At 39.6% G+C, this 23690-nt stretch carries 17 protein-coding genes; 12 read left to right on the plus strand and 5 right to left on the minus strand.

What is annotated here, in order from left to right; translation table 11 throughout:
- Both AC58DT_RS14890 and htpG read right to left on the minus strand, forming a co-directional pair.
- Positions 1 to 1782, minus strand: a 1782-nt coding sequence (locus AC58DT_RS14890) for an HYR domain-containing protein (protein ID WP_497217603.1), incomplete at its 3' end; no start/stop codon positions are given.
- A gap of 189 nt (positions 1783 to 1971) precedes the next feature.
- Entirely contained in the window at positions 1972 to 3864 is a 1893-nt protein-coding gene (htpG, locus tag AC58DT_RS14895) for a molecular chaperone HtpG (protein ID WP_497217604.1), read from the minus strand.
- A gap of 222 nt (positions 3865 to 4086) precedes the next feature.
- Here htpG and AC58DT_RS14900 point away from each other — a divergent pair, with 222 nt between their 5' ends.
- Positions 4087 to 4776 carry a TetR/AcrR family transcriptional regulator gene (locus tag AC58DT_RS14900; protein ID WP_497217605.1) on the plus strand — a complete coding sequence of 230 codons (690 nt, stop codon included), beginning with the start codon at positions 4087 to 4089 and terminating at the stop codon, positions 4774 to 4776.
- Entirely contained in the window at positions 4776 to 6083 is a 1308-nt protein-coding gene (locus tag AC58DT_RS14905; RefSeq protein WP_497217606.1) for an ABC1 kinase family protein, read from the plus strand. Before AC58DT_RS14900 ends, AC58DT_RS14905 begins: the two co-directional genes overlap by 1 nt.
- A 174-nt stretch (positions 6084 to 6257) precedes the next feature.
- Here the strand turns inward: AC58DT_RS14905 and AC58DT_RS14910 are convergent, their stop codons facing one another.
- Complete coding sequence (locus AC58DT_RS14910; protein ID WP_497217607.1) at positions 6258 to 8711, minus strand: alpha/beta hydrolase family protein; 2454 nt, start codon at positions 8709 to 8711, stop codon at positions 6258 to 6260.
- Between the two features lie 138 nt (positions 8712 to 8849).
- Between AC58DT_RS14910 and AC58DT_RS14915 the strand changes: the two genes are divergently transcribed.
- The gene (locus tag AC58DT_RS14915; RefSeq protein WP_497217608.1) at positions 8850 to 9857 is read left to right on the plus strand and encodes a 3-oxoacyl-ACP synthase III family protein; all 1008 of its coding nucleotides are present in this window, start codon (positions 8850 to 8852) and stop codon (positions 9855 to 9857) included.
- Between the two features lie 198 nt (positions 9858 to 10055).
- Here AC58DT_RS14915 and AC58DT_RS14920 read toward each other — a convergent pair whose 3' ends face one another.
- Positions 10056 to 12494 carry a TonB-dependent receptor gene (locus AC58DT_RS14920; RefSeq protein WP_497217609.1) on the minus strand — a complete coding sequence of 813 codons (2439 nt, stop codon included), beginning with the start codon at positions 12492 to 12494 and terminating at the stop codon, positions 10056 to 10058.
- A 378-nt stretch (positions 12495 to 12872) separates the two neighbouring features.
- Here AC58DT_RS14920 and AC58DT_RS14925 point away from each other — a divergent pair, with 378 nt between their 5' ends.
- Positions 12873 to 13232, plus strand: coding sequence for a CoA-binding protein (locus tag AC58DT_RS14925; RefSeq protein ID WP_497217610.1), 360 nt, complete (start codon positions 12873 to 12875; stop codon positions 13230 to 13232).
- On the opposite strand, the gene AC58DT_RS14930 is transcribed toward AC58DT_RS14925, so the two are convergent.
- A complete protein-coding gene (locus AC58DT_RS14930) occupies positions 13203 to 14648 on the minus strand; it encodes a sodium:solute symporter (protein WP_497217611.1) in 1446 nt (481 codons plus the stop codon). The genes AC58DT_RS14925 and AC58DT_RS14930 overlap by 30 nt on opposite strands.
- 135 nt (positions 14649 to 14783) lie before the next feature.
- Between AC58DT_RS14930 and AC58DT_RS14935 the strand changes: the two genes are divergently transcribed.
- From AC58DT_RS14935 to AC58DT_RS14970, 8 genes are all read left to right on the plus strand, one after another.
- Positions 14784 to 17276: a T9SS type A sorting domain-containing protein gene (locus AC58DT_RS14935; protein WP_497217612.1), complete on the plus strand. Its 2493-nt coding sequence runs from the start codon at positions 14784 to 14786 to the stop codon at positions 17274 to 17276.
- An 84-nt stretch (positions 17277 to 17360) separates the two neighbouring features.
- Entirely contained in the window at positions 17361 to 17981 is a 621-nt protein-coding gene (gene recR / locus AC58DT_RS14940) for a recombination mediator RecR (RefSeq protein ID WP_497217613.1), read from the plus strand.
- A gap of 3 nt (positions 17982 to 17984) precedes the next feature.
- A complete protein-coding gene (locus AC58DT_RS14945; RefSeq protein ID WP_497217614.1) occupies positions 17985 to 19106 on the plus strand; it encodes a glycosyltransferase family 2 protein in 1122 nt (373 codons plus the stop codon).
- Positions 19107 to 19204: 98 nt separating this feature from the next.
- Positions 19205 to 20533: a dihydrolipoamide acetyltransferase family protein gene (locus AC58DT_RS14950; RefSeq protein WP_497217615.1), complete on the plus strand. Its 1329-nt coding sequence runs from the start codon at positions 19205 to 19207 to the stop codon at positions 20531 to 20533.
- Positions 20534 to 20645: 112 nt separating this feature from the next.
- On the plus strand, positions 20646 to 21419 hold the full coding sequence (locus tag AC58DT_RS14955) for an exonuclease domain-containing protein (protein ID WP_497217616.1): 774 nt from the start codon (positions 20646 to 20648) through the stop codon (positions 21417 to 21419).
- 7 nt (positions 21420 to 21426) lie between these two features.
- Entirely contained in the window at positions 21427 to 22038 is a 612-nt protein-coding gene (locus AC58DT_RS14960) for a fumarylacetoacetate hydrolase family protein (RefSeq protein WP_497217617.1), read from the plus strand.
- 1 nt (position 22039) lies between these two features.
- Positions 22040 to 22381 carry an Hpt domain-containing protein gene (locus AC58DT_RS14965; RefSeq protein ID WP_497217618.1) on the plus strand — a complete coding sequence of 114 codons (342 nt, stop codon included), beginning with the start codon at positions 22040 to 22042 and terminating at the stop codon, positions 22379 to 22381.
- Position 22382: 1 nt separating this feature from the next.
- Positions 22383 to 23630: a competence/damage-inducible protein A gene (locus AC58DT_RS14970; RefSeq protein ID WP_497217619.1), complete on the plus strand. Its 1248-nt coding sequence runs from the start codon at positions 22383 to 22385 to the stop codon at positions 23628 to 23630.
- Positions 23631 to 23690: the final 60 nt, after the last annotated feature.

Below are 23690 nucleotides of genomic sequence, written 5' to 3' on the forward strand. Positions count from 1 at the left end.
GATTGTAGCACCCTCAAAGTCTTCAGACTCCGTAAAGATTCCAAATCCGCCCACGCAGAATACCTCAGGAGCTGTAACGTCCTGAACGGTTACGGTAGAAGTACAGGTAGAAATGTTTCCTGAGTCATCGGTAACTGTCATAACCACGGTGTTTGCACCGGTCATTGAGCAATCAAATGAGGAAACATCAAGGCTCATTGAGGCAATGCCACAGTTGTCAGTAGAGCCGTTGTCAACATCTGCAGCGGTAATGGTAGCCATTCCGGTAACGGGGTCAAGATCTACGGTAATATCCTGGCAAACCGCCACTGGCAGCTCATTGTCTATTACGGTTACGGTAAAGTCGCAAGTAGAGGTGTTTCCGTCGCTATCGGTAACCGAAAGGGTTACGGTAGTCACGCCAACAGGGAAGGTACTTCCGCTCGGGTGCGTAGAAACGATGTTTGCGGTTAGATCACCATCCTCGGTATCAATGGCAAGGGCCGAATAGTTGGCCACGGCGCCACAGGTTCCCGGAACGTTGTTCGCCGTAATGTCTGAGGGACAGACGATAACTGGAGGGTCGCCAATAGTTGTTATTGGATTGAACGTGATACAGTAACTATTTAAGGTTCCTGAGTCACCACCTGCATCATCATTAATTTCTAATGTCCAATTTCCGTTTATAGATTCTCCGGCAAATATAGTATTAAGATCCACGCCAGGTCCATCGCCAAAAGCAACAGGAAAAGTATTTCCGCCTCCTTCTGCGCGATAATTAGCCAGAGGGGCGCCAGAGTCCCATCCAGTAATATTATTAGCAGATGCATCGGTAAAAATTAGATTTGCAGTTGCATCAAGTCCTGTAGATCCACCATTATCGGTACATAATGCTACTCGGGTTCCCGCTGGAGAAACTAAGATAATTTCTAAGTCACCAGCAAATGTATGAATGCCATTCAGGGTAATATTATCTAAAGTATAATTGGTGCCTATTAACCCTACATCTGCAACTGAAGCAATTGCGGGTGTCATTAATCCACTTGTGCCAGCTGCTGGAATTGGGCGAGGGTTTCCAGTGCTACAAACTGAGAGAGGGCCAGATGTCACTTCTTCGCCAACTACATTCATGATCATCATAACGTTGGGAAATCCTATGGAGGAAAAATTTGTTGGTACTGAAATTCCGCAAGCGGGAGCTGCAATCCAAGATACACCAGTCTGTCCAGCGGCATTTGACCCAGGGAAAAATGAGTTTGTTGCGCCTAAATTAATTCGCAATTCGTAGACCATTATTGATCCTGCGGGAATAGTAGCGCTCAACGGGACTGAAACTATTGTAAGATTGTCAGGAACATCGACAATATAATTTGAAGTGCCTTGTAAGGTTAAAGATCCCGGAAATCCACTAGGAAAGGGACCAGCCGTGGAGTAGATGTTCAATGTAAGGGACACTGGTCCTAAAATTTGTTCTACACCAAACTCCACACTTGAAACTGTAAAGTCATTCACAATACCAAAATCATTGGTAAGATCAAAATCTCTGTAAAAACTATTTTGATCAGGAATTCCTCCTGCATTGCAAGTGACTGTTCCGGGCGTGATAGTTTGAGAGACACTATGCGTTATGACTACTGGAGCCATATTATTGATGTGGCCTAGTTCTATAGAAGAACTACCTGCAGGGCCATTGATCACGGGAAGTCCTCCATAATGGCCAGAATTTGACAGTGACGTCTGCCCTAAAGCAATCGTAAATGTCAAAAGCATAAATGCAATGGAGAGTAACGTAATTTTTTTCATAATTAAAATGATTTATAGTTAGATCATTAAAAGTATGTTAAATTTTTTAAATAAATACTCTTATGATTAAGTTTTTATGTTAATTATTAGATTTATAAAAAATATTTTAATATAACATTGAACTATCAATAAAAAAGGCCATTGCGAAATATTTCGCAATGGCCTTTTTTATTTTTATTTAATTGATTTCTATTTAATCATCTCATAACTACGCTTTATGAAAGCCGTAAGTTCCTCTCCCTTCAACAAATTTTTGCTCAATCTTGCCAAATCGAGCGCTTGGTTTACCAAACGTTCTTTTTTCTTTTCGGTTTTCGTATTTAAAATTTCGCTTACCAATTCGTGATTGGTATTCACAATTAAGTTATACATTTCAGGAAATCCTCCCATCCCAAACATACCGCCACCACCGGTTTTTTGCATATCTTTCATTCTACGCATAAATTCGGGTTCGGTAATTATGAAAGGATTGGCATTGCTATCCAAAGCTTCCAATTGTACGCTGAATTTTTCCTTCGGAATAAAGCCGTCCAAAAAGGTTTTCAGCGTTTCTTTTTCTTCATCGGAAAGTTTTGATATCTGTGCATCGTCTTTTTTGATGAGGTTTTCCACGTGATCGCTATCTACGCGCACAAAGGAAATTTTCTCCTCTTTGCTTTCTACTTTTTGAAGCAAGTGTGCAACTATTGGCGAATCCAAAAGCAATACTTCATAGCCTTTGTCTTTTGCGGCTTCTATGTAGCTGTGCTGCTCTTCTTTATTGGAAGCGTAAAGGATCACAAGATTGTCGTCCTTATCGGTCTGTACGTCTTTTATTTTTTCCTTTAATTCCGAAAAGGTGAAATATTTGTCATCAACTGTTGGATACAGCGCAAAATCCTGCGCTTTTTCGAAGAATTTATCTTCGGTCAACATTCCGTATTCAATAACGATTTTAATGTCGTTCCATTTCTTTTCAAAACCTTCGCGATCGTTGTTGAAAAGACTTTTCAGCTTATCCGCAACTTTACGGGTAATGTAACTTGAAATCTTTTTCACCGCGCCATCGGCCTGCAAATAGCTTCGCGATACGTTCAGCGGAATGTCCGGACTGTCAATAACCCCACGGAGCATCGTCAAGAATTCTGGCACGATTCCTTCCACGTTATCGGTTACGAAAACCTGGTTTTGATAGAGCTGGATTTTATCCTTTTGGATGCTCATATCGTTCGTCATTTTCGGGAAATAAAGTATTCCGGTAAGATTGAACGGGTAGTCAACGTTCAAGTGTATGTGGAAAAGCGGCTCCTCAAACTGCATTGGGTACAATTCCCTGTAAAAGGAATTATAATCTTTATCCTCCAACTCAGTCGGCTGCTTTGTCCACGCCGGATTTGGATTATTGATGATATTGTCAACTTCCTTTGTTGGCGCTTTGTCCTCTTCTTTTGCGTCTTCGGGTTTTGGAAGGGTTTCGGTGCGCGTTCCGAATTTAATCGGAATTGGCATAAACTTGTTATACTTCACCAGCAATTCACGGATGCGGCTTTCTTCCAAAAACTCGGTAGAATCGTCGGCTATGTGAAGGATAATCTCAGTCCCTCTTTCCTTTTTGTCGGCTTTTTCGATGGTAAACTCCGGCGAACCGTCGCAGGTCCAGTGCACCGCTGGCTCGTCTTTGTAGCTTTTGGTGATGATTTCTACCTTTTTTGCAACCATAAACGCCGAATAAAACCCAAGACCGAAATGCCCAATAATGCCGGCATCCTTTCCGTTTTTGTCCTTGTATTTTTCAATAAATTCCTCGGCGCCAGAAAAAGCGATTTCGTTGATGTATTTTTCAACTTCGTCTTTGGTCATCCCAATTCCTTGGTCGATTATGCGAAGTTCCTTTTTCTTTTTGTCCAGCTTCACTTCAATAATTGGATCGCCATATTCCACGCCTTCGGCTTCGCCAATATTCGCCAAATGCTTCATTTTTAACGTAGCATCCGTTGCGTTTGAAATCAATTCACGAAGAAAAATCTCGTGGTCGCTGTATAAAAACTTTTTGATCAGCGGGAAAATGTTGTCCACCGATACATTAATAGTTCCTTTGCTCATATTTCTTATATTTTATTTAATAATGCTTTTAATTCATTTCCTAATAGTCAAATAAAATACCAAGCCTCTCACTTCTGCCACGTTGTCACTTCAAAATGAACATAAATTCTTTGCCAAACTTTAACAGAACATTTTGTTTAACTAAACGATAAAAACATTGAACAGTAGTTATCTTTGCATAAGAATAACGACCTATTCCATAACAACAAATATTCAAACACCATGGCAACGGCAACAAACAAAACAGGAAAACCAAAAAAATCAACTTCAAAAAAAAGCGTGAGTGCAGACAAAATAATTTCTGCATACATGGATTGGGTTTTAACCAAGGAAAAAGCACCGCTCAGCGTTTTTAAATTTTGTAAAGAGAACAATTTTACCGAAGCGGAATTCTACGAACATTTCGGTTCTTTTGAAGGACTGCAAATGGAAGTTTGGAATTCGTTTTACAAGAAAACAATTCTTTTGACGAATAAGGACGAGCATTATGCGGCCTATTCCAATCAAGAAAAAATGCTTACGTTTTTTTATACCTTTTTTGAACTGTTAACCCTAAACCGCAGCTATATTCTTTTCACCTTAAGGGAACATCAAAATATGATGAGGAATTTGAGCCAGTTAAAAGGACTTCGGCAGAATATAAAGCATTTCGCTGCAGATTTGATTCGTGAAAACAACGAAGATAAAAAGCTGAAAATCCTGAAACAATCGGTAACCGTTTTTTCCGAAGGAGCTTGGATTCAAACCCTTTTCCTATTGAAATACTGGATGGACGATAACTCTGCAGGTTTTGAAAACACAGATATTGCCATCGAGAAATCGGTTCGCGCCATTTTTGATGTTTTCGATACCCAGCCGCTGGAAAGCGTGCTTGACTTCGGAAAATTTTTATGGAAAGAAAAAATGGCCTAATGAAGACGATAGACAAGATTCCCACGAATAAAATACAGCGCGCTTCAAAATTGATGACCACCGGTGTAAAAGTGGGCGGCAATTATTTGAAGTATTACGGCAAAAAGCTCGTCAATTCTGAAACCACAAAAGACGAGTTGAACGAAAGCAACGCAGAGGATATTTACGACGGCCTTAAAAACCTGAAGGGCAGCGCGCTGAAAGTGGCGCAAATGCTGAGTATGGAAAAAAACATTATGCCAAAGGCCTATGTTGAAAAATTTTCGTTGGCGCAATTTCAGGTGCCGCCGCTGTCCGCGCCTTTGGTCCGCAAAACTTTTAAAAAATATTTTGGCGATACGCCCGAAAGCCTTTACGACACTTTTAATGCCGAATCGGTTGCGGCGGCGAGTATTGGGCAAGTGCACAAGGCCACGAAGGACGGTAAAAACTTGGCGGTAAAAATACAATATCCCGGCGTTGCGGAAAGCATCAGCAGCGATCTGGCCATGGTAAAGCCGGTGGCGATGAAAATGTTCAATATAAAAGGAAAGGACAGCGATAAATATTTCAGGGAAGTGGAAGATAAATTGCTCGAAGAAACCGATTATTTGTTGGAAGTGGAACAAAGCAAGGAAATCACCGATGCCTGTAAAAACATTCCAAATTTAAAATTTCCGAAGTATTACGAAGAACTTTCCGGCGAGCGCATAATCACAATGGACTGGATGACGGGGCAGCACCTTTCGGAATTCACCCAAACGAATACCGATAGGGCAAAATCCCAAAAAGTAGGGCAGACGCTGTGGGATTTCTATATGTTCCAAATGCACCAATTGAAGCGCGTGCACGCAGATCCGCATCCCGGAAATTTTTTGGTGAATGAAGATGCAAACCTGATTGCGATAGATTTTGGTTGTGTAAAAACCGTTCCCGAGGAATTCTATGTGCCTTATTTTGAATTGGCAAAACCAGAAAACATCAACAATCCGGAAGTGTTTTTAGAAAAAATGTACGCTTTGGAAATTTTAAAAAGGGAAGATTCGCCCGAGGAAACAAAGTTCTTTTCAGAGCTGTTCCACGAAATGCTGAGTCTGTTCACCCAACCTTTTCACAGCGAAAGCTTTGATTTTTCCGATGAGCAATTCTTCGGAAAGATTGCCGAACTGAGCAATAAATATTCAAAGGATACCGAGCTTCGGAAAATGAACGGGAATCGCGGTTCCAAACATTTCCTATATATAAATCGAACTTTTTTTGGCCTTTATAATTTGATGAACGATTTGGGGGCGAAGGTCACGATAAATAATTATAAGAATTACGTTTAAACTTTAACAAAACTTTGTTTAATCCTTTAACAATTTCACTAAACAAAGAATAGTATCTTTACAGGGAGTAATCGAATATTAAATTGCTATGAAAAAGTAAAAATATTCTATTATTTAATTGGTTAGGTTGTTTAAGAAGGGCGCATTTTATGCGCCCTTTTTTTGTATTTTAAGCTACTGCTTCATTTCTTCGGAAACATTCACTGGGTTTTCATTTTTGTTTTTTACATATTTGTCGAGCCATTGGTCCTGTTCCCATAGCACGTGCAGAATGCTTTCCTTTGCACTGTAGCCGTGGCTTTCCTTCGGGAGCATAACCAGTCTTGCCGTTGCTCCCAAACCTTTTAAAGCATTGAAATAACGCTCGCTTTGCAGCGGATAGGTGCCGGAATTATTATCAGCTTCGCCGTGGATAAGCAGCAAAGGGGTTTTCATTTTGTCGGCGTGCATAAAAGGCGACATGGTATTATAGGTTTCGGGCGAATCCCAATAGCTGCGCTCCTCACTTTGGAAACCAAAAGGCGTAAGGGTTCTATTGTATGCACCGCTCCGTGCGATCCCCGCAGCAAAAAGATCTGAGTGGCTCAACAAATTTGCAACCATAAACGCTCCGTAGGAATGGCCGCCCACGCCTACACGATTTCTATCGATATAGCCCATTTTGTCAACGGCATCAATGGCGGCTTTGGCGTTGCCAACCAATTGGGTCCTAAAAGTATCATTAGGCTCTTCATCACCTTCGCCCACAATGGGAAAGGCGGCATCATCCAAGACCACATAGCCCTGGGTTACCCAATAAATGGGCGACCCGTAATAGGGGTAAATAAATTCATTGGGGTTTGTTGTGTTTTGCGACGCGCTGTTTTTATCCTTAAATTCGCGCGGATATGCCCAAAGAATCATTGGCATTTTTTCTTTGTTTTGCATATCGTAACCTATTGGCAGATATAGAGTTCCTTCCAATTCCAGTCCGTCATCGCGCTTGTAGGTAATTACTTCTTTGTGTACGTTTTGGATGCTTTTAAATGGATTTTCAAAAGAAGTTACAGGCGTTAAATCATTTTTCTTTTTAATATTTCTGAAGTAATAATTGGGGTACTCATTTTGCGATTCTATGCGCACTAAAACCTTCCCTTTCTTCATATCGATTGCCGAATTTAAGTTTTCGAGCTTATCGGTATATTCAGATTTATAGATGCGTTTCGTCTTTTGTGTTTTTAAATTGAATTCATCTATAAAAGGAAATTGTCCTTCGTCCGAAAAGCCATCGCCCATCAAAAATGCATTGCCGTCAACTATTTCGAGCACTCTTTCGTCAAAATCGTTTCGGGTGGTTACAAAATTGCCGGGATCGTTATAACGGTCCTGATAATTTCTGTCGAAAATGATCTTCGGCGTTTCCGAAGCATTTGAAGGATTAAAAATATATGATTTTGTATTTCGGTCGTTCCACCAATAATCTGAAGCAATGGCAAGATTGTCATTTCCCCAGTTAATTCCGGAGTACCGGTTTTTGGTTTTTATAAGCAGTTTTTCGTTTCCGCTAAAAGGTGCAGGCAATTCATAAACCGCATCGCGATAATCTACTTTTACTTCCGGATCGCCTTTGTCCAAAGCTTCGGCCCAATAAATAGTGGCAGGTTTATCGGCGCGCCAATTCATTCTTCTTTTTCCCATTCGGGTTGCCATAAAACCTTTGGGTTCTACTTCGTTCAACGGTACATCATTCACTTTTTTAATTAGTTTGCCTTCATTGCTATAAATATTGGTTTCAAATGGAAAACGGCTGTACGGCACTATGTAAGAAAAGGGTCTTTTAATTGTTGATACCATTACATAATTGCCGTCTGGCGAAAAATCAAGTTCGTCGTACATGGCCGTGGGAAGAAAATCTTCTACCTTTCCATCCACCGAAATCTTCTTAATTTCCGAACGTGCCAATTGTTCAAAATTATACTCGTCGTTTGGGCTGCTCAGCAAATCCTGATAGGTTCTATTTTGCGCCTTTTCGCCATCGCTAACGGTAATAGTTGGCCCATCGGGCACGGCTTCATCTGTATTTATTAAATCTTTTCTATCTATCGGAATAACGTTTACCAATAGTGCGCTGCCATCTTTAAACCAGTTGAGAGGGTTGCCCATATTCGCATTTACTTTTAAAGTACTAAGCTGTCTGGCGGAGACACTTTCAATATCTGCAAGCCAAAGCTGCACCCCACTATCGGTGGTATTTAAAAAAGCAACCATTTTTTGGTTTGGTGAAATTGTAAAACTAGAAAGTCTCGGATTCTCGGGTATCCCCAAAACTTGCCGCGCATCTTTTTCAGTAGCTTTCTTTACTTTTAAGTTGTTAAAAAACCTTGTACGGCTACCAATATTGGTATTGGGGTTTATGCGAAGTCCGCCCAAACGCATTTCTGGTTCCGATAGTTCGGCAATAGATTTATAGGCATCGCGATAAAAAAGCACTACATTTTCTCCGTTACTATCAATCCAAACCGAAGGCGCCAATGGAGCGTCCACCAGTTCCAGAATTTCTTTTGGGGGCTTTTGATAGGTTAGTTTTTCCTGTGCAATAAAATTTGCACACATTAAAAAGAATACAACAATGGCAATGGTTTTTTTCATGATAAAATTTTTAAGAGCCTAAAGATATTCAAAATTAATAGAAGTTATTTGTTATGCATGCATACTATATAAACTGTATTTTGTTTCCTTTAAAAGCAGTATATGGTTATCTTTCCAAATTATTTTAAATTGAAATAAATGTACACTTCAAAAATTACTGGTTTGGGATATTATGTGCCCGAAAATGTGGTTACCAACGACGATCTTTCAAAATTAATGGATACCAACGATGCGTGGATCCAGGAACGTACTGGCATTAAGGAACGCAGACATATTAAAAAGGGCGATGGCAATTCCACTTCGGTTATGGCCGTAAAGGCGTCCACCATTGCCTTGGAACGCGCCAATCTTCAGCCAAACGATATAGATATGATTGTTTTTGCCACACTGAGTCCAGATATGTATTTTCCGGGCGGGGGAGTGGAAGTGCAGGAAATGATGGGTATGCGCACCATTCCGGCTTTGGACGTTCGCAATCAATGCAGCGGTTTTGTGTATGCGCTTTCGGTGGCCGATCAATTTGTAAAAACGGGAATGTACAAAAACATCTTGGTAATTGGTAGTGAAAACCACAGTGGCGGACTCGATTTTACCACCCGCGGAAGAAATGTTTCCGTGATTTTTGGCGACGGTGCCGGGGCGGCTGTTGTTTCGAGAAATAAAACAGGAAAAGGTGGGATTTTATCTACACATCTGCACAGTGAAGGGCAACATAAAAACGAGCTTTCATTGCAGGGGCCGAGCACCGCTCATTGGGTGCCAAAAATTATTGCAGAAGACCCGAAGGAAAATATTCCATATTATCCGGTGATGAACGGACAGTTTGTTTTTAAGCATGCTATTGTTCGTTTTGCCGAGGTAATTCAAGAAGGATTGGAAGCAAATAATCTGGAAGTGAAAGATATTGATATGCTTATTCCGCATCAGGCTAATTTGCGCATTTCGCAGTTTATACAGCAAAAAATGAAATTGAAAGACGAGCAGGTTTTTAATAATATTCAAAAATACGGAAATACTACTGCAGCATCTATCCCAATTGCATTGACCGAAGCTTGGGAAGAGGGTAAAATAAAAGAAGGAGATTTGGTGGTATTGGCAGCCTTCGGGAGTGGTTTTACTTGGGGGAGCGCAATTATTAGATGGTAAGCCCCAAAAAAAAATGAAAAATATAAAAAGCCTTTCAGCAAAACTGAAAGGCTTTTGTTTTACCCAAAAAAGGTATAATTTTTTAAAGGCTAATTCAAATAAATTATAAAATGAAATTTTAGGTATTGCATTATAATAGACGAAATGAAATTGCCAATAGTTTCACTACTAATGGCTTTTTAACAAAATAATAACGGACTAGAAAATTCCTCCGCCTCCAGATGAGGTGTTATCGTCTCTATTTTTTCGGCTCTTTGCACGATAATTGCTTCCTCCGAATCTATAGGCCAATCCTACATAAATGGTATTGCTTTCATTTTTAAATTCCCCGCTCTGTGGATAGGGGGTGTTTCCGCTAAATGCAAATTTCATGGAATTAAAAACGTCATTATAATTTACACTAAAGGTTCCGCGGCCTTCCCATAAACTATATCGCGCGCCCAAATTCACAAAATAGAGGGGTTCAGATTCAAACTGAATTCCCTTGTTTTTTGCTCGGTAAAGTCCAAAGGCCGATAAAGTAAGGTTTTTGGTAACCGTAAAATTATTCGACATTCTAACATTCCAGGCAACGTTATCTGTTTCTACAACTTGTGTTATTATATCGTCCTCAGTTGGAGTTCCCGTAGCGTTTTCAAAAGTTTCGGTAATACCTTTTTGGGTTTGTTTGTAAAGCTCAAAACTGGTATTAAAACTCCACCATTTTGCGGGTTTGTAGTTTGAGGAAAGTTCAATTCCGTATAAATCGGTACTGCTGAAATTTTGAAAGGTAAGAATAGACCTATCTAAATTTGTGCGATCTACGAGTATTGCACGGTTTATTTCGTTATCCACCAATCGGTAGAACAATCCGCCAGTGAAACTTCCCATTTCAAAATTACGGGTGTAATTGGCCTCTATTGAATTGGTAAACTGAGGCTCCAAGTTTATGTTTCCGAAAGAAGAAATTAAGGGTGTACTAAACTCTCGAATGGGGTTTACCTGATCGAGTCCCGGACGATCTACCCTTCGGCTGTAACTAAGCTGATACTGGTTTTTTTCGCTGGGAGAATACGTTACAAAAGCACTGGGATACACCTGAAAATAATCATTGGTGAAGGCACGCACTTTGTTTGTATCGGCTTTTACGCTAACGTTTTCAACTCGTGCGCCTAGCTGGTAAGACCATTTTTCATAGGTTTTTCCGAAAGTGGCATAAAATGAATAGATATCGCGAACGTATTCAAAGCGCGTTGACGGCGTATCTGTTAACTCGCCATTGGCATTGTAACTTTTGCCGTTGGAGGCATAATCTATGGTAGTTTCAAAAAGCCGTGCCTCGGCCCCTGCTTCAATTTTTATACTTTCTGAAATTGGATTTACATAATCAAGATTCACGGTTAGTTGATTGCGGTCCGTTTCATCATTGTCCGAAAAATTTTCTAAAGGTGAAGCTCCGCGAAATTTATATTTTCCGATGGTTTCATTTGAAAATATATTATAATCTGCTTCTAGCTCAAGACTGTGATCCGCTTTTTCAAAATTTACTTTATAGTCGAAATTATATTGTGATGATACATTTTCATTGGCAAAATAGAATAATTGTTGTTGGTTGAGAGATGGTTGGTCCAAATAAAAAATTGTGGAACTTCCGTCGCCTTTTCCTTCGTATAAATTTTGATTGGTAAAGAAGGATATCGTGTTTTTGTCATTTAAATAATAATCCATTCCCACTTTAAAAAGGTTGGATTTACTATCGTCCAAAAAATGTATCACTTCTTTTGAGTTGTTCAGGGAACGTGTAATGAGTCCGTCATTCTCGTTTTTGGAAACATTATTACTAAGGTTGGCATAGAAATTAAATTTTCCATTTCTGTAATTCATATCCAAACCCGCATTGAATTTTGCGTTTTCCCTATACGTTAGCCCAACGGAAGCATTCCCGTTAAAACCCACGTTCACATTTTTATGAAGAATAATATTAATTAGACCGCTCATGCCCTCAGGATTGTATTTTGCCGAAGGATTGGTAATAAGTTCAATTTGCTTTATGGATGACGACGGAATCTGCTTTAGCAATTGTGCTACGGGAATGTTTGAAAGTTTGCCATCTACCATTACGCGTACGTTTCCGTTGCCTCGCATTGATAGTTCACCTGTTTGTTGGTCAATGCTCACTGTGGGTAAGTTGTTCATGATGTCTGAAGCAGTGGGGCCAGCCGTAGATAGGTCTTTGCCCACGTTTATTACCTTTTTGTCCAAACGTTGTTCAATGGTGGACCTTTCGGCTACAATATTTACCTCATCTAGCGATGCTATATCTTCCTCAAGCAATATATTGCCCAAGTATATATCTTCATTTCCTTTCGTGATGTTTATTTCAGTTGTAAAAACTTTATATCCTATATACTGAATAATTACCTGGCTTTTGCCTTCCGGTATTTTGTGGATTTCAAATTTACCAGCATCGTCGGTTACTGCACCGGTAATAATTTCGCCATTTAAATCTTTTACCACTACAGTTACGTAGGGAAGTGGTTCATTTAGAACTTTGTCCGTAACACTACCGTAGATATTGCCCGGTTTTTCTGTAGGGTCAACAAAAGCGTGTAACGTGCCAAATGTGATGAATGTGATTAATAAAAAAATGTTTTTCATTTTGTGATTGATTGATGTTAATGATTAATGAATTAAATAAGAGCGGTATGTTCCATTAGATAGTATCTTGTATAACATACTAAAAGCGCAAATGTTACCGAGCTTATATATACAAGACGAAATATTTTTTCTTCTGTTACACCTAAAGTGGAGGTTTTTATATAAAAAAACAAACCCGAAGCGAGCGCTTCGGGTTTGAATCTTTACTGCAATTATTAACACTAACCATCAACGTAAAAATTGTCGCAGTAAAGAATGAAATTCTAACTACTATATAGACGCTCAAACTTTAGTAATGTTTCATCGCTCTTTTCATTTTAACGAACATTTATGAAATGTTGCTGAAGAGTATTGTATTTTCATAAAAAAACTATCAAAATGAAGAAAACACTAGTATTGGGCGCTAGCCTAAATCCAGGACGCTATTCCAACCTTGCAATAAACCGATTGGTAAGTAATGGACATGCCGTAGAAGCAGTGGGTTTAAGAAAAGGTATTGTGGCGGGTGTGGAAATTTCCACGGAAAAGAAACAATTTGAAAACATTGACACCGTAACACTCTATTTAAACCCCAAACGCCAAGAGGAATATTACGATTATATCGTTTCGTTAAAACCAAAACGCGTGGTTTTCAATCCGGGCACTGAAAACCCTGCGCTTTATGAAATACTTAAAAAAAACAATATTAAAAGTGAGGTTGCCTGTACCTTAGTTCTTTTGGGAACGAATCAATATTAGACCGAAAAAGGTAAGCGCTCCGTTCAAAATAAGTATAAAAAACCCAAATTCGAAATTTAAATAGGCCGCACTAAGGGCACTGATTAAATATCCTAAAAAGGGAGTCGATATTGCCACAATAGGCACTAACCTGTCTTTTACGGTCCACTTCGTAAAAAGCCCATAGGCATATAAACCCAAAAGCGGGCCATAGGTATATCCGGCAAAAACAAACAGCTTCGCAATTACCGAATCATCAGCAATTGCATATTTAAAAATGATGATAACAGCTATCAGCACCAATGAAACCAAAATGTGTATTAACTTACGTACGCGTATCTGCTTGGCCTCGTCATATTTTTTTTCAATTTCAAGTATATCAATACTGAAAGAAGTGGTGAGGGCTGTTAAAGCACTATCTGCACTACTATATGCCGCAGCAATCAATCCTAGAATGAAAAGCACGGCCACTCCAATCCCAAATTCGTTTTGCATTGCAAGCGTTGGGTACAATTGGTCCTTGTGGGCATCTATCCCGTTCTGTGCTGCGTAAACAGTCAGCAACAAACCGAGTACCAAAAACACAAAATTCACGATGGTAAGGACAATGGTAAACCAAAACATGTTTTTCTGAGCGTCTTTCAAATTACGGCAGGTCAAGTTCTTCTGCATCATATCTTGGTCCAGTCCCGTCATTACAATAGCGATGAAGGCTCCGCTGATAAATTGCTTCACAAAATGATCGGCAGATTTCCAATCTTCAAAAAAGAAAATCTGGCTCATATCGCTATCGGCAATAAAAGTGAATAGTTGACTTCCCGAAAGCCCTAAATCTGTAGAAACATAATATACCGAAACCCCAACGGCTATAAGCATGAAAAGAGTTTGCAGTGTATCTGTCCAAACAATTGTTTTTATCCCGCTTTTGAAAGTGTAAAGCCAAATCAACAAAATAGTGATGGTTACGGTTACCCAAAAAGGGATGTTCATGGCGTCAAAAATCAAACTTTGCAGTACCACTGCCACTAAATACAGTCGAAAGCTAGCCCCGACAACTCTTGAAAGTAAGAAAAAGGAAGCACCCGTTTTATATGAAGCATTTCCGAATCGTCCTTCCAGATAGGTATAAATTGAAGTCAAATTTAAACGGTAATACAGCGGAAGCAGCACCGTGCCAATAACTGCATAGCCCACAATATAGCCCAGTACAACCTGAAAATAACTAAACTTTGAAGCCTCTACCCATCCGGGAACCGATATAAAGGTAACGCCACTCAGCGAGGCGCCAATCATTCCAAAGGCAACCAAATACCATGGCGACTGTTTTCCTGCCTTAAAAAAATCTGCATTACTGCCGCCTTTATTGGTGAAATAGGAAATTAGAATTAAAACCAAAAAATATCCAAGAATAAGTAGCAGAATGTGTAAGGATTGCATAAAATTTAAGACTTCAATATTATTACAGCAGTTTTTTTGGTAAAAATACAAAGAATGGGTACTTCAACATTTTAATTTTTAATACATTTGAAAACTTTGATTAAATAATTATATAACTTCCTTAAAATTAAAAAGATGCGTTTTAAATTACTTCTACTTTTTACATTATTTTTTGGTTCTTTTGTCGTTCAGGCACAGGAATACCTTGAGATGATTGATGCGGGTACCTATAAGGTACAAGAGATTATTGACAGTGCCGAAGCTTACTTTGCCGATAAAGACAAAGGTCGTGGAAGTGGGTACAAACAATTTAAAAGATGGGAGTACAACGCTCTCAGAAGAGTGAAAGAGGATGGGTATCTTCCTACAACCGAGGAGCGTTTAAACGAACTTCAAAAATGGAATGCTTATTTAAATGAAACGGCATCCAGCCGTCGTGTGCTTCCGGATAACTGGCAAGAATTAGGTCCAACATCTTGGAACGCTACATCAGGATGGAACCCAGGTGTAGGTAGAATTACGGGTCTTGCTATAGACGAGGGAGATGCAAACCATATGATTGTTGGCGCAAATACCGGCGGTGTTTGGAGAACCACCGATGGCGCCCAGACTTGGACGCCTTTAAGTGATTATTTCTCTAACTTATCGGTTTATTCAGTTGCTATAGATCCAACAGATTCTGACACCTATTTTTTTGGTTCAAATAGTGGAAAAATATTTAAATCAACCGATGCTGGAGCCACTTGGAATGTTCTGGGAACTATTGGAAGCAGTAGGGTAAACAAGATAGTAATCAACCCGTCTAATACTAACATGATATTTGGTACTTCTGAAAACTCTGGAATTTATAGAACCACAGATGGCGGTGCCAATTGGGTGAAAGTAGTTTCAGGAGACAATAGCGGTTATGATGTCGAATTTAAACCAGGCGATCTTTCAGTAGTATACGCTTCAGGAAGCGGTTTTCATAAATCTACAGATGGTGGAGCCACATTCACTACAATTGGCGGTTTTACCTCTGGGGCAAAAATGATTGGTGTTTCTGCAGATGACGCAAACGTGGTGTATGTTTTGGAAGCAAACGGTGGTAGATTTGGTGGGTTTTATACTTCCAATGATAGCGGTAGTTCCTTCACAAAATTAAATCACGGAGGCCTTAACTTCTTTGGTTATAGCACTAGCGGAAATGACAATAGCGGTCAAGCTCCTCGCGATATGGGGATTGCGGTTAACCCCACTGATGTAAATGAAGTGCATATTGCAGGAATCCTTACTTGGCGCTCCACAAACGGGGGTGTTAATTTCTCGTGTACTTCAGATTGGATTCCAGGAAACGCTTCTTCTCAAAATATTGGTTACTGCCACGCCGATGTAGATGATCTTCAGTTCTACGGAACTTCTCTATTTGCGGTTACCGATGGAGGTGTTTTTAAAGCTGCAAATACAGGAACAGTTACTGCCAATTATTACGAAGATTTAACCGATGGTTTAGGAATTCGTCAATTTTATAAAATAGGAGTTTCACAAACAGCTGATGTTATAGTTTCAGGAGGTTCCCAGGATAATGGCACCTCGTTTTATACTGCCGCTACTGGATGGAGAGATTGGTTGGGAGCAGATGGTATGGAATCATTTATAGATAAAACCAACAATAATTTATTTTACGGTACTACCCAGGGAGGTCAACTTTATCGTTCCAATAACGGAGGAAGTTCCTATACTGGCCTTAACGAGCCTGGAAATGGATCAGGAAATTGGGTTACTCCATTTGAGCAAGATCCGATTACTGATAACGTAATATATGTAGGATACAATGTAGTTTACAAGTCTACAACTTTTGGTGGAAGCTGGACGGCAGCTTCACAAAATTTAGGTGCAAATCTTGATAATTTAAAAATTGCACCTTCCGATAACCAAATAATGTATGCTTCCAGATCGGCATTTCTTTTCAAAACAACTGATGGGGGAGCAACCGATTGGGTGCAAACTACAAGCGCTGGCGGAGCAATTAATTCAATAGCAATACATCCTACGGACCCTAATAAAATTGCCGTAGCCGTAACTTCAACTAACCGTGTAATGGTTTCAAATGATGGAGGCGCAACTTGGATAAACTATAAAAAGAACCTTCCAAATTTTAGTGCTTTTGCGGTAGTATGGGATGATAATGGTCAAGATGGACTGTATCTGGGTATGGATTACGGAATTTATTATATAGACAATACCTTCACAGATTGGCAGCCTTACAGTAACCTGTTGCCAAATGTATATGTAAATGAGTTGGAAATTAACAAAGTTGATGGCTTGCTGTATGCAGGAACTTACGGAAGAGGCCTTTGGGCATCTCCATTGGTGACTGGTGTTGCGGGAATTGAAGATAGAATTTCTGAAAATAACGTGTCTTTATATCCAAACCCAGCAAACTCTCAATTTACCATTGCCTTACCAAAGGCGATGAAAGCTGAAATCAGGGTTTTTGATATTTCCGGAAAACTTCTCCTTAAGGAAGCAAAACAATTAATTTCAAACAAATATTCAATTGATGTTTCGTCACTTTCAAGCGGAACGTACTTTGTTCGCATTAACAGTGAAGAAGGGACAGCAACCAAAAAACTTCTTATAAAATAAAAGGTTTTTATTATAATAGGAATGCTTCAGGAAAAGTCACTTTTTCTGAAGCATTTTTTTTAACTTGCCAGCACGAATTAAGCTATGGAATTTTCTTCAAAACTTCTTGAAAATGCGGTGAATGAAATGTCCCAACTCCCTGGAATTGGCAAGCGTACGGCACTTCGTTTAGTACTTCATTTACTTAAACAGCCCAAGGAGCAATCACAAAAATTAGCAGCTGGATTGGTAAAAATGCGCGAGGAAATAAACTTCTGTGCAAATTGCCATAATATAAGTGATACAAAACTCTGTGAAATTTGTGCAAATCCGCGTCGCGATGAACAACTGGTTTGTGTTGTTGAGGACATTCGCGATGTAATGGCCATAGAAAATACGAGTCAATATCGTGGACACTACCACGTTTTGGGCGGAAAAATTTCCCCGATGGACGGCATTGGCCCAGGCGATTTGACGATTCCTTCCTTAGTTGAAAAAGTAAAGACCGGAAACGTCCGTGAGCTTATTTTTGCGCTCAGCTCCACAATGGAAGGCGATACAACCAATTTTTACATCTATAAACAAATTGAACCCTACAATATAACCACCACCACCATTGCCCGTGGAATTTCGGTAGGCGATGAACTTGAGTATGCAGATGAGGTTACCCTTGGCCGAAGCATTTTACATCGTATTCCTTTTGAATCTTCTTTAAAAAGCACGTAAGTTTTGAAACTATCTGTCGTTATACTTAATTATAATGTTCGTTATTTTTTGGAACAATGCATTCGTTCGGTTCAAAAGGCTACCAAATATTGGGATGCTGAAATCATTGTTATTGACAATGACTCCAAGGACGATAGCTGCCAGATGGTAAAATCCCTTTTTCCAAATGTAGTTTTAATTGAAAACAAGGAAAATGTAGGCTTCAGTAAAGCAAACAATCAAGCCGTAGCCGTTGCAAAGGGCGAGTACGTTTGTATTCTGAACCCAGATACTGCTGTCTCTGAAGATACCTTTAGAAAAACCATTGAATATTATGAGAGTATCGAAAATATTGGTGCGCTCGGTGTTTATTTGATGGATGGAACAGGAAACTTCCTGCCCGAAAGCAAAAGAAACCTTCCTACCCCAAAGGTTTCTTTGATGAAACTTACCGGTTTTACACAGAAATATTATGCAAATCATATAATTGAAAGTGAAAAAGGCTCGGTTGAGGTGCTCGTGGGAGCTTTTATGCTTTTGAAAAGAAGCATTTACAACCAAGTGGGCGGGTTTGATGAAGACTATTTTATGTATGGTGAAGACATAGATTTTTCATATAAAATAACAAAGGCAGGATATCAAAACCATTATTTTGGTGACACTACCGTGCTTCACTATAAAGGCGAAAGCACCAAGAAGGACGATGCCTATTTTGAACGTTTCTATGGCGCAATGCAGATTTTTTACCAAAAGCATTTCAACAAAAATTTTCTGTTGGGAAGTTCCGTTTCTGCCGGGGTTGCCTTGGCCAAAGCGGCACATAAAATCTCTTTCGATAAAAAAGTGGAACCACTTCCAAATTTGGAACGGAATTACTTCTTCACCGAAAATATTGAATTGCTGGAAAACCTTTCAGAATGTACAGCCACTGTTTTCCAAATGGTTTCAAAAAATATGCATCCCCTGATTTCCTTACAAAATAGCTTGGTGGTGTTTGATGCAGAATATATTTCTTATGCTGAAATTTTCAAATTGATGAAACAATTGAAGAACAAAAACAATCTTTTCCGCATACGTCCTTCGGGCTGCAACTTTATAATAGGGAGTGACCAAAGCGACGAAAAGGGCGGCGTGGTTGTTTTTTAAGAAATTTGAAACCAAGAACGAACAAATTTTAACTAATTTTGCAAGGTTTTTAAAACAAGCGCATTTGTGCTTACCAAATTCGACATTGAAAAAGTATTATGGCAAAATTTGAATTGAAACTGCCCAAAATGGGTGAAAGCGTTGCAGAGGCAACTTTAACCAACTGGCTAAAGGAAGTGGGCGATACCATTGAGGCTGATGAGGCCGTTCTTGAAATCGCTACCGATAAGGTGGATAGCGAAGTGCCCAGCGAGGTAGATGGCGTTTTGGTTGAAAAACTTTTTAACGTTGATGATGTGGTTCAAGTGGGCCAGACCATTGCCATAATTGAAATTGCCGGAAGCAACGGCACTGAGAAAACGACTGCTGAAAGCACTCCTTCCCCAGAAGTTGTGAAGGAAGTTGAAAAGCAAGTGGAAACCGCCAAACAAGCTACCCAAGCTCCAATCGAAAATACGGGCGACCGCTTTTATTCGCCTTTGGTGAAAAACATTGCCGCTGCCGAGAATATTTCACAAGCAGAACTTGATGGGATTTCCGGTACCGGAAAAGACGGACGTGTAACCAAAAACGATATTTTGGAATATGTTGAAAACCGTTCCTCTTCAAAAACAGAAACACCCCAGCCACAAACAGTAGTGGAGGCCAAAAATCCTGAAACTGCAAAAGCACAAACTGCTGAACCCGCAAAACCAAAAGCTCCGGTTTCGGTTAGTGGTGAGGATGAAATAGTTGAAATGACCAGAATGGGCAAACTTATTGCCCACCATATGGTTGAAAGTACGCAAACTTCAGCACACGTGCAGTCTTTTGTGGAGTGCGATGTTACCAACGTTTGGAACTGGAGAAATAAAGTGAAGAATGCCTTTGCAAAACGCGAAGGAGAGAATTTAACCTTCACGCCAATATTTATGGAAGCGGTTGCAAAAGCGCTGAAAGACTTCCCGATGATGAATATTGCGGTTGACGGCAACAATATTATTAAGCGTAAAAACATAAATCTGGGGATGGCCGCGGCCTTGCCTGACGGAAACCTGATTGTTCCGGTAATAAAAAATGCAGACCGATTGAATCTTATAGGAATGAGCAAAGCGGTGAACGATCTTGCTAACCGTGCGCGCGAAAACAAACTGAAACCAGACGAGATACAGGGCGGAACCTACACGGTTACCAATGTTGGAACCTTTGGAAGCATCATGGGAACGCCAATTATCAACCAACCGCAAGTAGGTATTCTCGCATTGGGCGCTATCAGAAAAGTACCTGCGGTTATTGAAACCCCCGAAGGTGATTTTATTGGGATTCGTCATAAAATGTTTCTTTCGCACAGTTACGACCACAGGGTGGTTAACGGTGCTTTGGGTGGACAATTCGTAAAACGCGTCGCCGATTATTTGGAAGCATGGGACGTGAACAGAGAAATTTAATTTCACATATATTATAATGTAAAAGGGGATTTTGGAAGCAAAATCCCCTTTTCTTTTTTAAAGTTCCTTCAAAACTTCAATAAAAAGTATCTTTGCAAAACAAAAAAAAACAATGGAACTCAATTTAAAAAAACCAATCTGTTTCTTCGACCTTGAAACCACTGGAATCAATGTTGCAACAGACAGAATTGTTGAAATAGCAATCTTAAAAGTATTTCCAAACGGAAATAAGGAAAGCCACACTTGGCGTGTAAATCCAGAAATGCCCATTCCCGCAGAATCTTCCGCAATCCACGGAATTACTGATGAAATGGTTGCCAACGAACCAACCTTTAAGGAATTGGCGCCAAAAATATATGCGTTGATTAAGGATAGCGACCTGGGCGGGTTCAACTCCAACCGTTTTGACATTCCGTTGCTGGCTGAGGAATTGCTCCGAGCCGAAGTGGATTTTGATATGAAAAAAGCCCTTTCGGTAGATGTGCAGACTATTTTCCACAAAATGGAAAAGCGCACACTCGAGGCTGCCTATAAGTTTTACTGCAATAAGGATCTAACCGATGCCCACAGCGCCGCTGCCGATACAAATGCAACCTACGAAGTATTGAAGGCGCAATTGGACAGGTATCCGGAGCTTCAAAACGATGTCAATTATTTGGCCGATTTCAGTTCACACCGCGATCATGCCGATTTTGCAGGTTTTATAAGTTATAACGAAGACGGTATCGAGATTTTCTCTTTTGGAAAGTATAAGGGAAATTTGGTAACTGAAATTTTGGAAAAAGACTCCGGCTACTTTGGCTGGTTGCTGAATGCCGATTTTCCTTTGTACACTAAGCAGGTGCTCACCCGCATTCGGCTTCAAAAGTTAAATACAAAATTCTAAATTTATAATGAAGATAATCTGTATAGGTCGAAATTATGCAGACCACATTAAAGAACTGGACAACGCAAAACCAACCGACCCGGTTATTTTTTTAAAACCCGACACTGCAATATTATTAAAGAAACAGCCGTTTTTTATTCCAGAGTTTTCAAATGATGTACATTACGAAGTAGAATTGCTAGTTAGGATTAATAGGATTGGGAAACACATTGACCAAAAATTCGCCCATAAATATTACGATGAAATCGGTTTGGGAATTGATTTTACGGCACGCGATTTACAGACAGAATTAAAGGAAAAGGGGTTGCCCTGGGAAAAAGCAAAAGCGTTTGACGGTTCTGCAGTTATTGGAAACTTCATGGATAAGGAGCAATTTGCAGATATAAATAACATAGATTTTAGCTTAAAAAAGAATGGAAAAAATGTTCAAAATGGCAATTCAATGCTGATGATGTGGAAAATTGATGCTTTAATCGAATATATTTCAAAATATTTTACCTTGAAAATTGGGGACATTATCTTTACGGGCACTCCCGCAGGCGTTGGTAGCGTTAAAGCTGATGATATGTTAACGGGATACATTGGGGAAGCAGAAATGTTTTCCATTAAAGTTAAGTAAGATGACCAAATATTATGCAAAGGAAAATCTAAGTGAAATCGCTGATGGGGATCAAGATTTCTTAAAGATTTTGGCACAAACATTTTTAGACGAAATCCCTCCTGATTTACATTCCATGGAAGAAGCTATTGAGAATGAAAACAGGGAATTGGCATATCAATTTGCCCATAAAATGAAACCAAACATTGAAATGTTCGGTATAGATGCGCTGAAGGATATTACAAGTATCGAGGCGTGGTCAAAGACATCCAAAAGCAAAGCTACAGTTCTTCCGCACCTGGAAAATGTGCTTGGCACATTAAACCACGTGTTTGACGAACTGAGAGAAGACTTCCAACTATAACATGCTCGCAGAAATTATTACCATAGGCGATGAGATTCTCATAGGCCAGATCGTTGATACCAATTCGGCTTATATTTCAAAAGAATTGAACAGGATTGGGGTAAAGGTCTATCAGATTACCTCGGTACAAGATGAAAGGCAACATATTCTGCAAGCATTCGAGGATGCAAAAAAGCACGCTGATTTAGTTATTATCACTGGGGGTTTGGGGCCTACCAAAGACGATATAACCAAGCAGACCTTCTGTGATTTTTTTAGTGATACTTTGATCGAAAATCAAAGTGTGATTGAAAACGTAAAGCATCTTTTTGAAAAATACCAGCTCAATAAGCCTTTGCCTGCAAATTTTCGCCAAGCAATGGTTCCTTCCAAAGCTACTGTGTTAATGAACCTTTATGGTACCGCTCCAGGAATGTGGATGGAAAATGATGAAAGTGTTTTTGTGTCACTCCCTGGTGTGCCCTATGAGATGAAGCATTTGTTACAGGAAGAAGTTTTGCCGCGAGTAACTAAGCGTTTCAATAGGCCGCATATTTATCACAAAACTCTTCTAACCTATGGATTGGGCGAAAGTGCTATTGCTGAAAGAATCGCCGATTGGGAAAACAGCTTGCCAAAAAATATAAAACTTGCATATTTGCCCTCCTTGGGGAAAGTTCGTTTAAGATTGTCATCTAGCGGAAATAATGAGTCGGATTTACAGGAAAGCGTTAATTCAAGAATGGAAGTTTTAAGTGAAATGCTTTCGGATATCGCCATTGGCTATGAAGACGAAACCAGTATTGTTGGCAGAATTGCGCACATTCTCAATCAAAAAAATCAGACTTTAAGTTTAGCTGAAAGTTGTTCTGGAGGCGCTATTGCCGAACAGATTACTTCCGAAGCAGGCGCATCATCTTTTTTCTTGGGAGGTATTGTTCCGTATAAAACAGAACTAAAAACACAGATTCTTGGGGTTCCTTCTTCCTTAATAGAAGAATATACTGTTGTGAGTATTGAAGTGGCAGAAAGCATGGCGGCGAATTGTTGCAAGCTTTTCAACACAGATTTTGCTATTGCAACCACTGGAATTGCTGGCCCAACAAAAGGCGATGCCGTAGATGAAGTTGGCACGGTATGTATTGCTATTGCTTCGCCCAGAGGAATTGTTTCAGAAAAGTTCAGCTTTGGAAATGACCGTTTTCGCGTTATTAAAAAGACAATAAATAAAGCTTTCGAAATGCTTCTAAAAGAAATTTCAAAAAACTAATTTTCTTTTGTTGTACATCACAAAAGAATTACTTAAATTTGCACCCTGTTTTAAAAATAA

The organism is Aequorivita sp. CRS11 (assembly GCF_059693805.1).

Excerpts from the sequence above, each read along its gene's own strand:
- recR (WP_497217613.1), top strand. The coding sequence starts at position 17,361 with ATGGAATTTTCTTCAAAACTTCTTGAAAATGCGGTGAATGAAATGTCC.
- AC58DT_RS14930 (WP_497217611.1), bottom strand. The coding sequence starts at position 14,648 with ATGCAATCCTTACACATTCTGCTACTTATTCTTGGATATTTTTTGGTT.
- AC58DT_RS14955 (WP_497217616.1), top strand. The coding sequence starts at position 20,646 with ATGGAACTCAATTTAAAAAAACCAATCTGTTTCTTCGACCTTGAAACC.
- AC58DT_RS14960 (WP_497217617.1), top strand. The coding sequence starts at position 21,427 with ATGAAGATAATCTGTATAGGTCGAAATTATGCAGACCACATTAAAGAA.
- AC58DT_RS14950 (WP_497217615.1), top strand. The coding sequence starts at position 19,205 with ATGGCAAAATTTGAATTGAAACTGCCCAAAATGGGTGAAAGCGTTGCA.
- AC58DT_RS14900 (WP_497217605.1), top strand. The coding sequence starts at position 4,087 with ATGGCAACGGCAACAAACAAAACAGGAAAACCAAAAAAATCAACTTCA.
- AC58DT_RS14910 (WP_497217607.1), bottom strand. The coding sequence starts at position 8,711 with ATGAAAAAAACCATTGCCATTGTTGTATTCTTTTTAATGTGTGCAAAT.
- AC58DT_RS14905 (WP_497217606.1), top strand. The coding sequence starts at position 4,776 with ATGAAGACGATAGACAAGATTCCCACGAATAAAATACAGCGCGCTTCA.
- AC58DT_RS14925 (WP_497217610.1), top strand. The coding sequence starts at position 12,873 with ATGAAGAAAACACTAGTATTGGGCGCTAGCCTAAATCCAGGACGCTAT.
- AC58DT_RS14965 (WP_497217618.1), top strand. The coding sequence starts at position 22,040 with ATGACCAAATATTATGCAAAGGAAAATCTAAGTGAAATCGCTGATGGG.
- htpG (WP_497217604.1), bottom strand. The coding sequence starts at position 3,864 with ATGAGCAAAGGAACTATTAATGTATCGGTGGACAACATTTTCCCGCTG.
- AC58DT_RS14915 (WP_497217608.1), top strand. The coding sequence starts at position 8,850 with ATGTACACTTCAAAAATTACTGGTTTGGGATATTATGTGCCCGAAAAT.
- AC58DT_RS14970 (WP_497217619.1), top strand. The coding sequence starts at position 22,383 with ATGCTCGCAGAAATTATTACCATAGGCGATGAGATTCTCATAGGCCAG.
- AC58DT_RS14920 (WP_497217609.1), bottom strand. The coding sequence starts at position 12,494 with ATGAAAAACATTTTTTTATTAATCACATTCATCACATTTGGCACGTTA.
- AC58DT_RS14935 (WP_497217612.1), top strand. The coding sequence starts at position 14,784 with ATGCGTTTTAAATTACTTCTACTTTTTACATTATTTTTTGGTTCTTTT.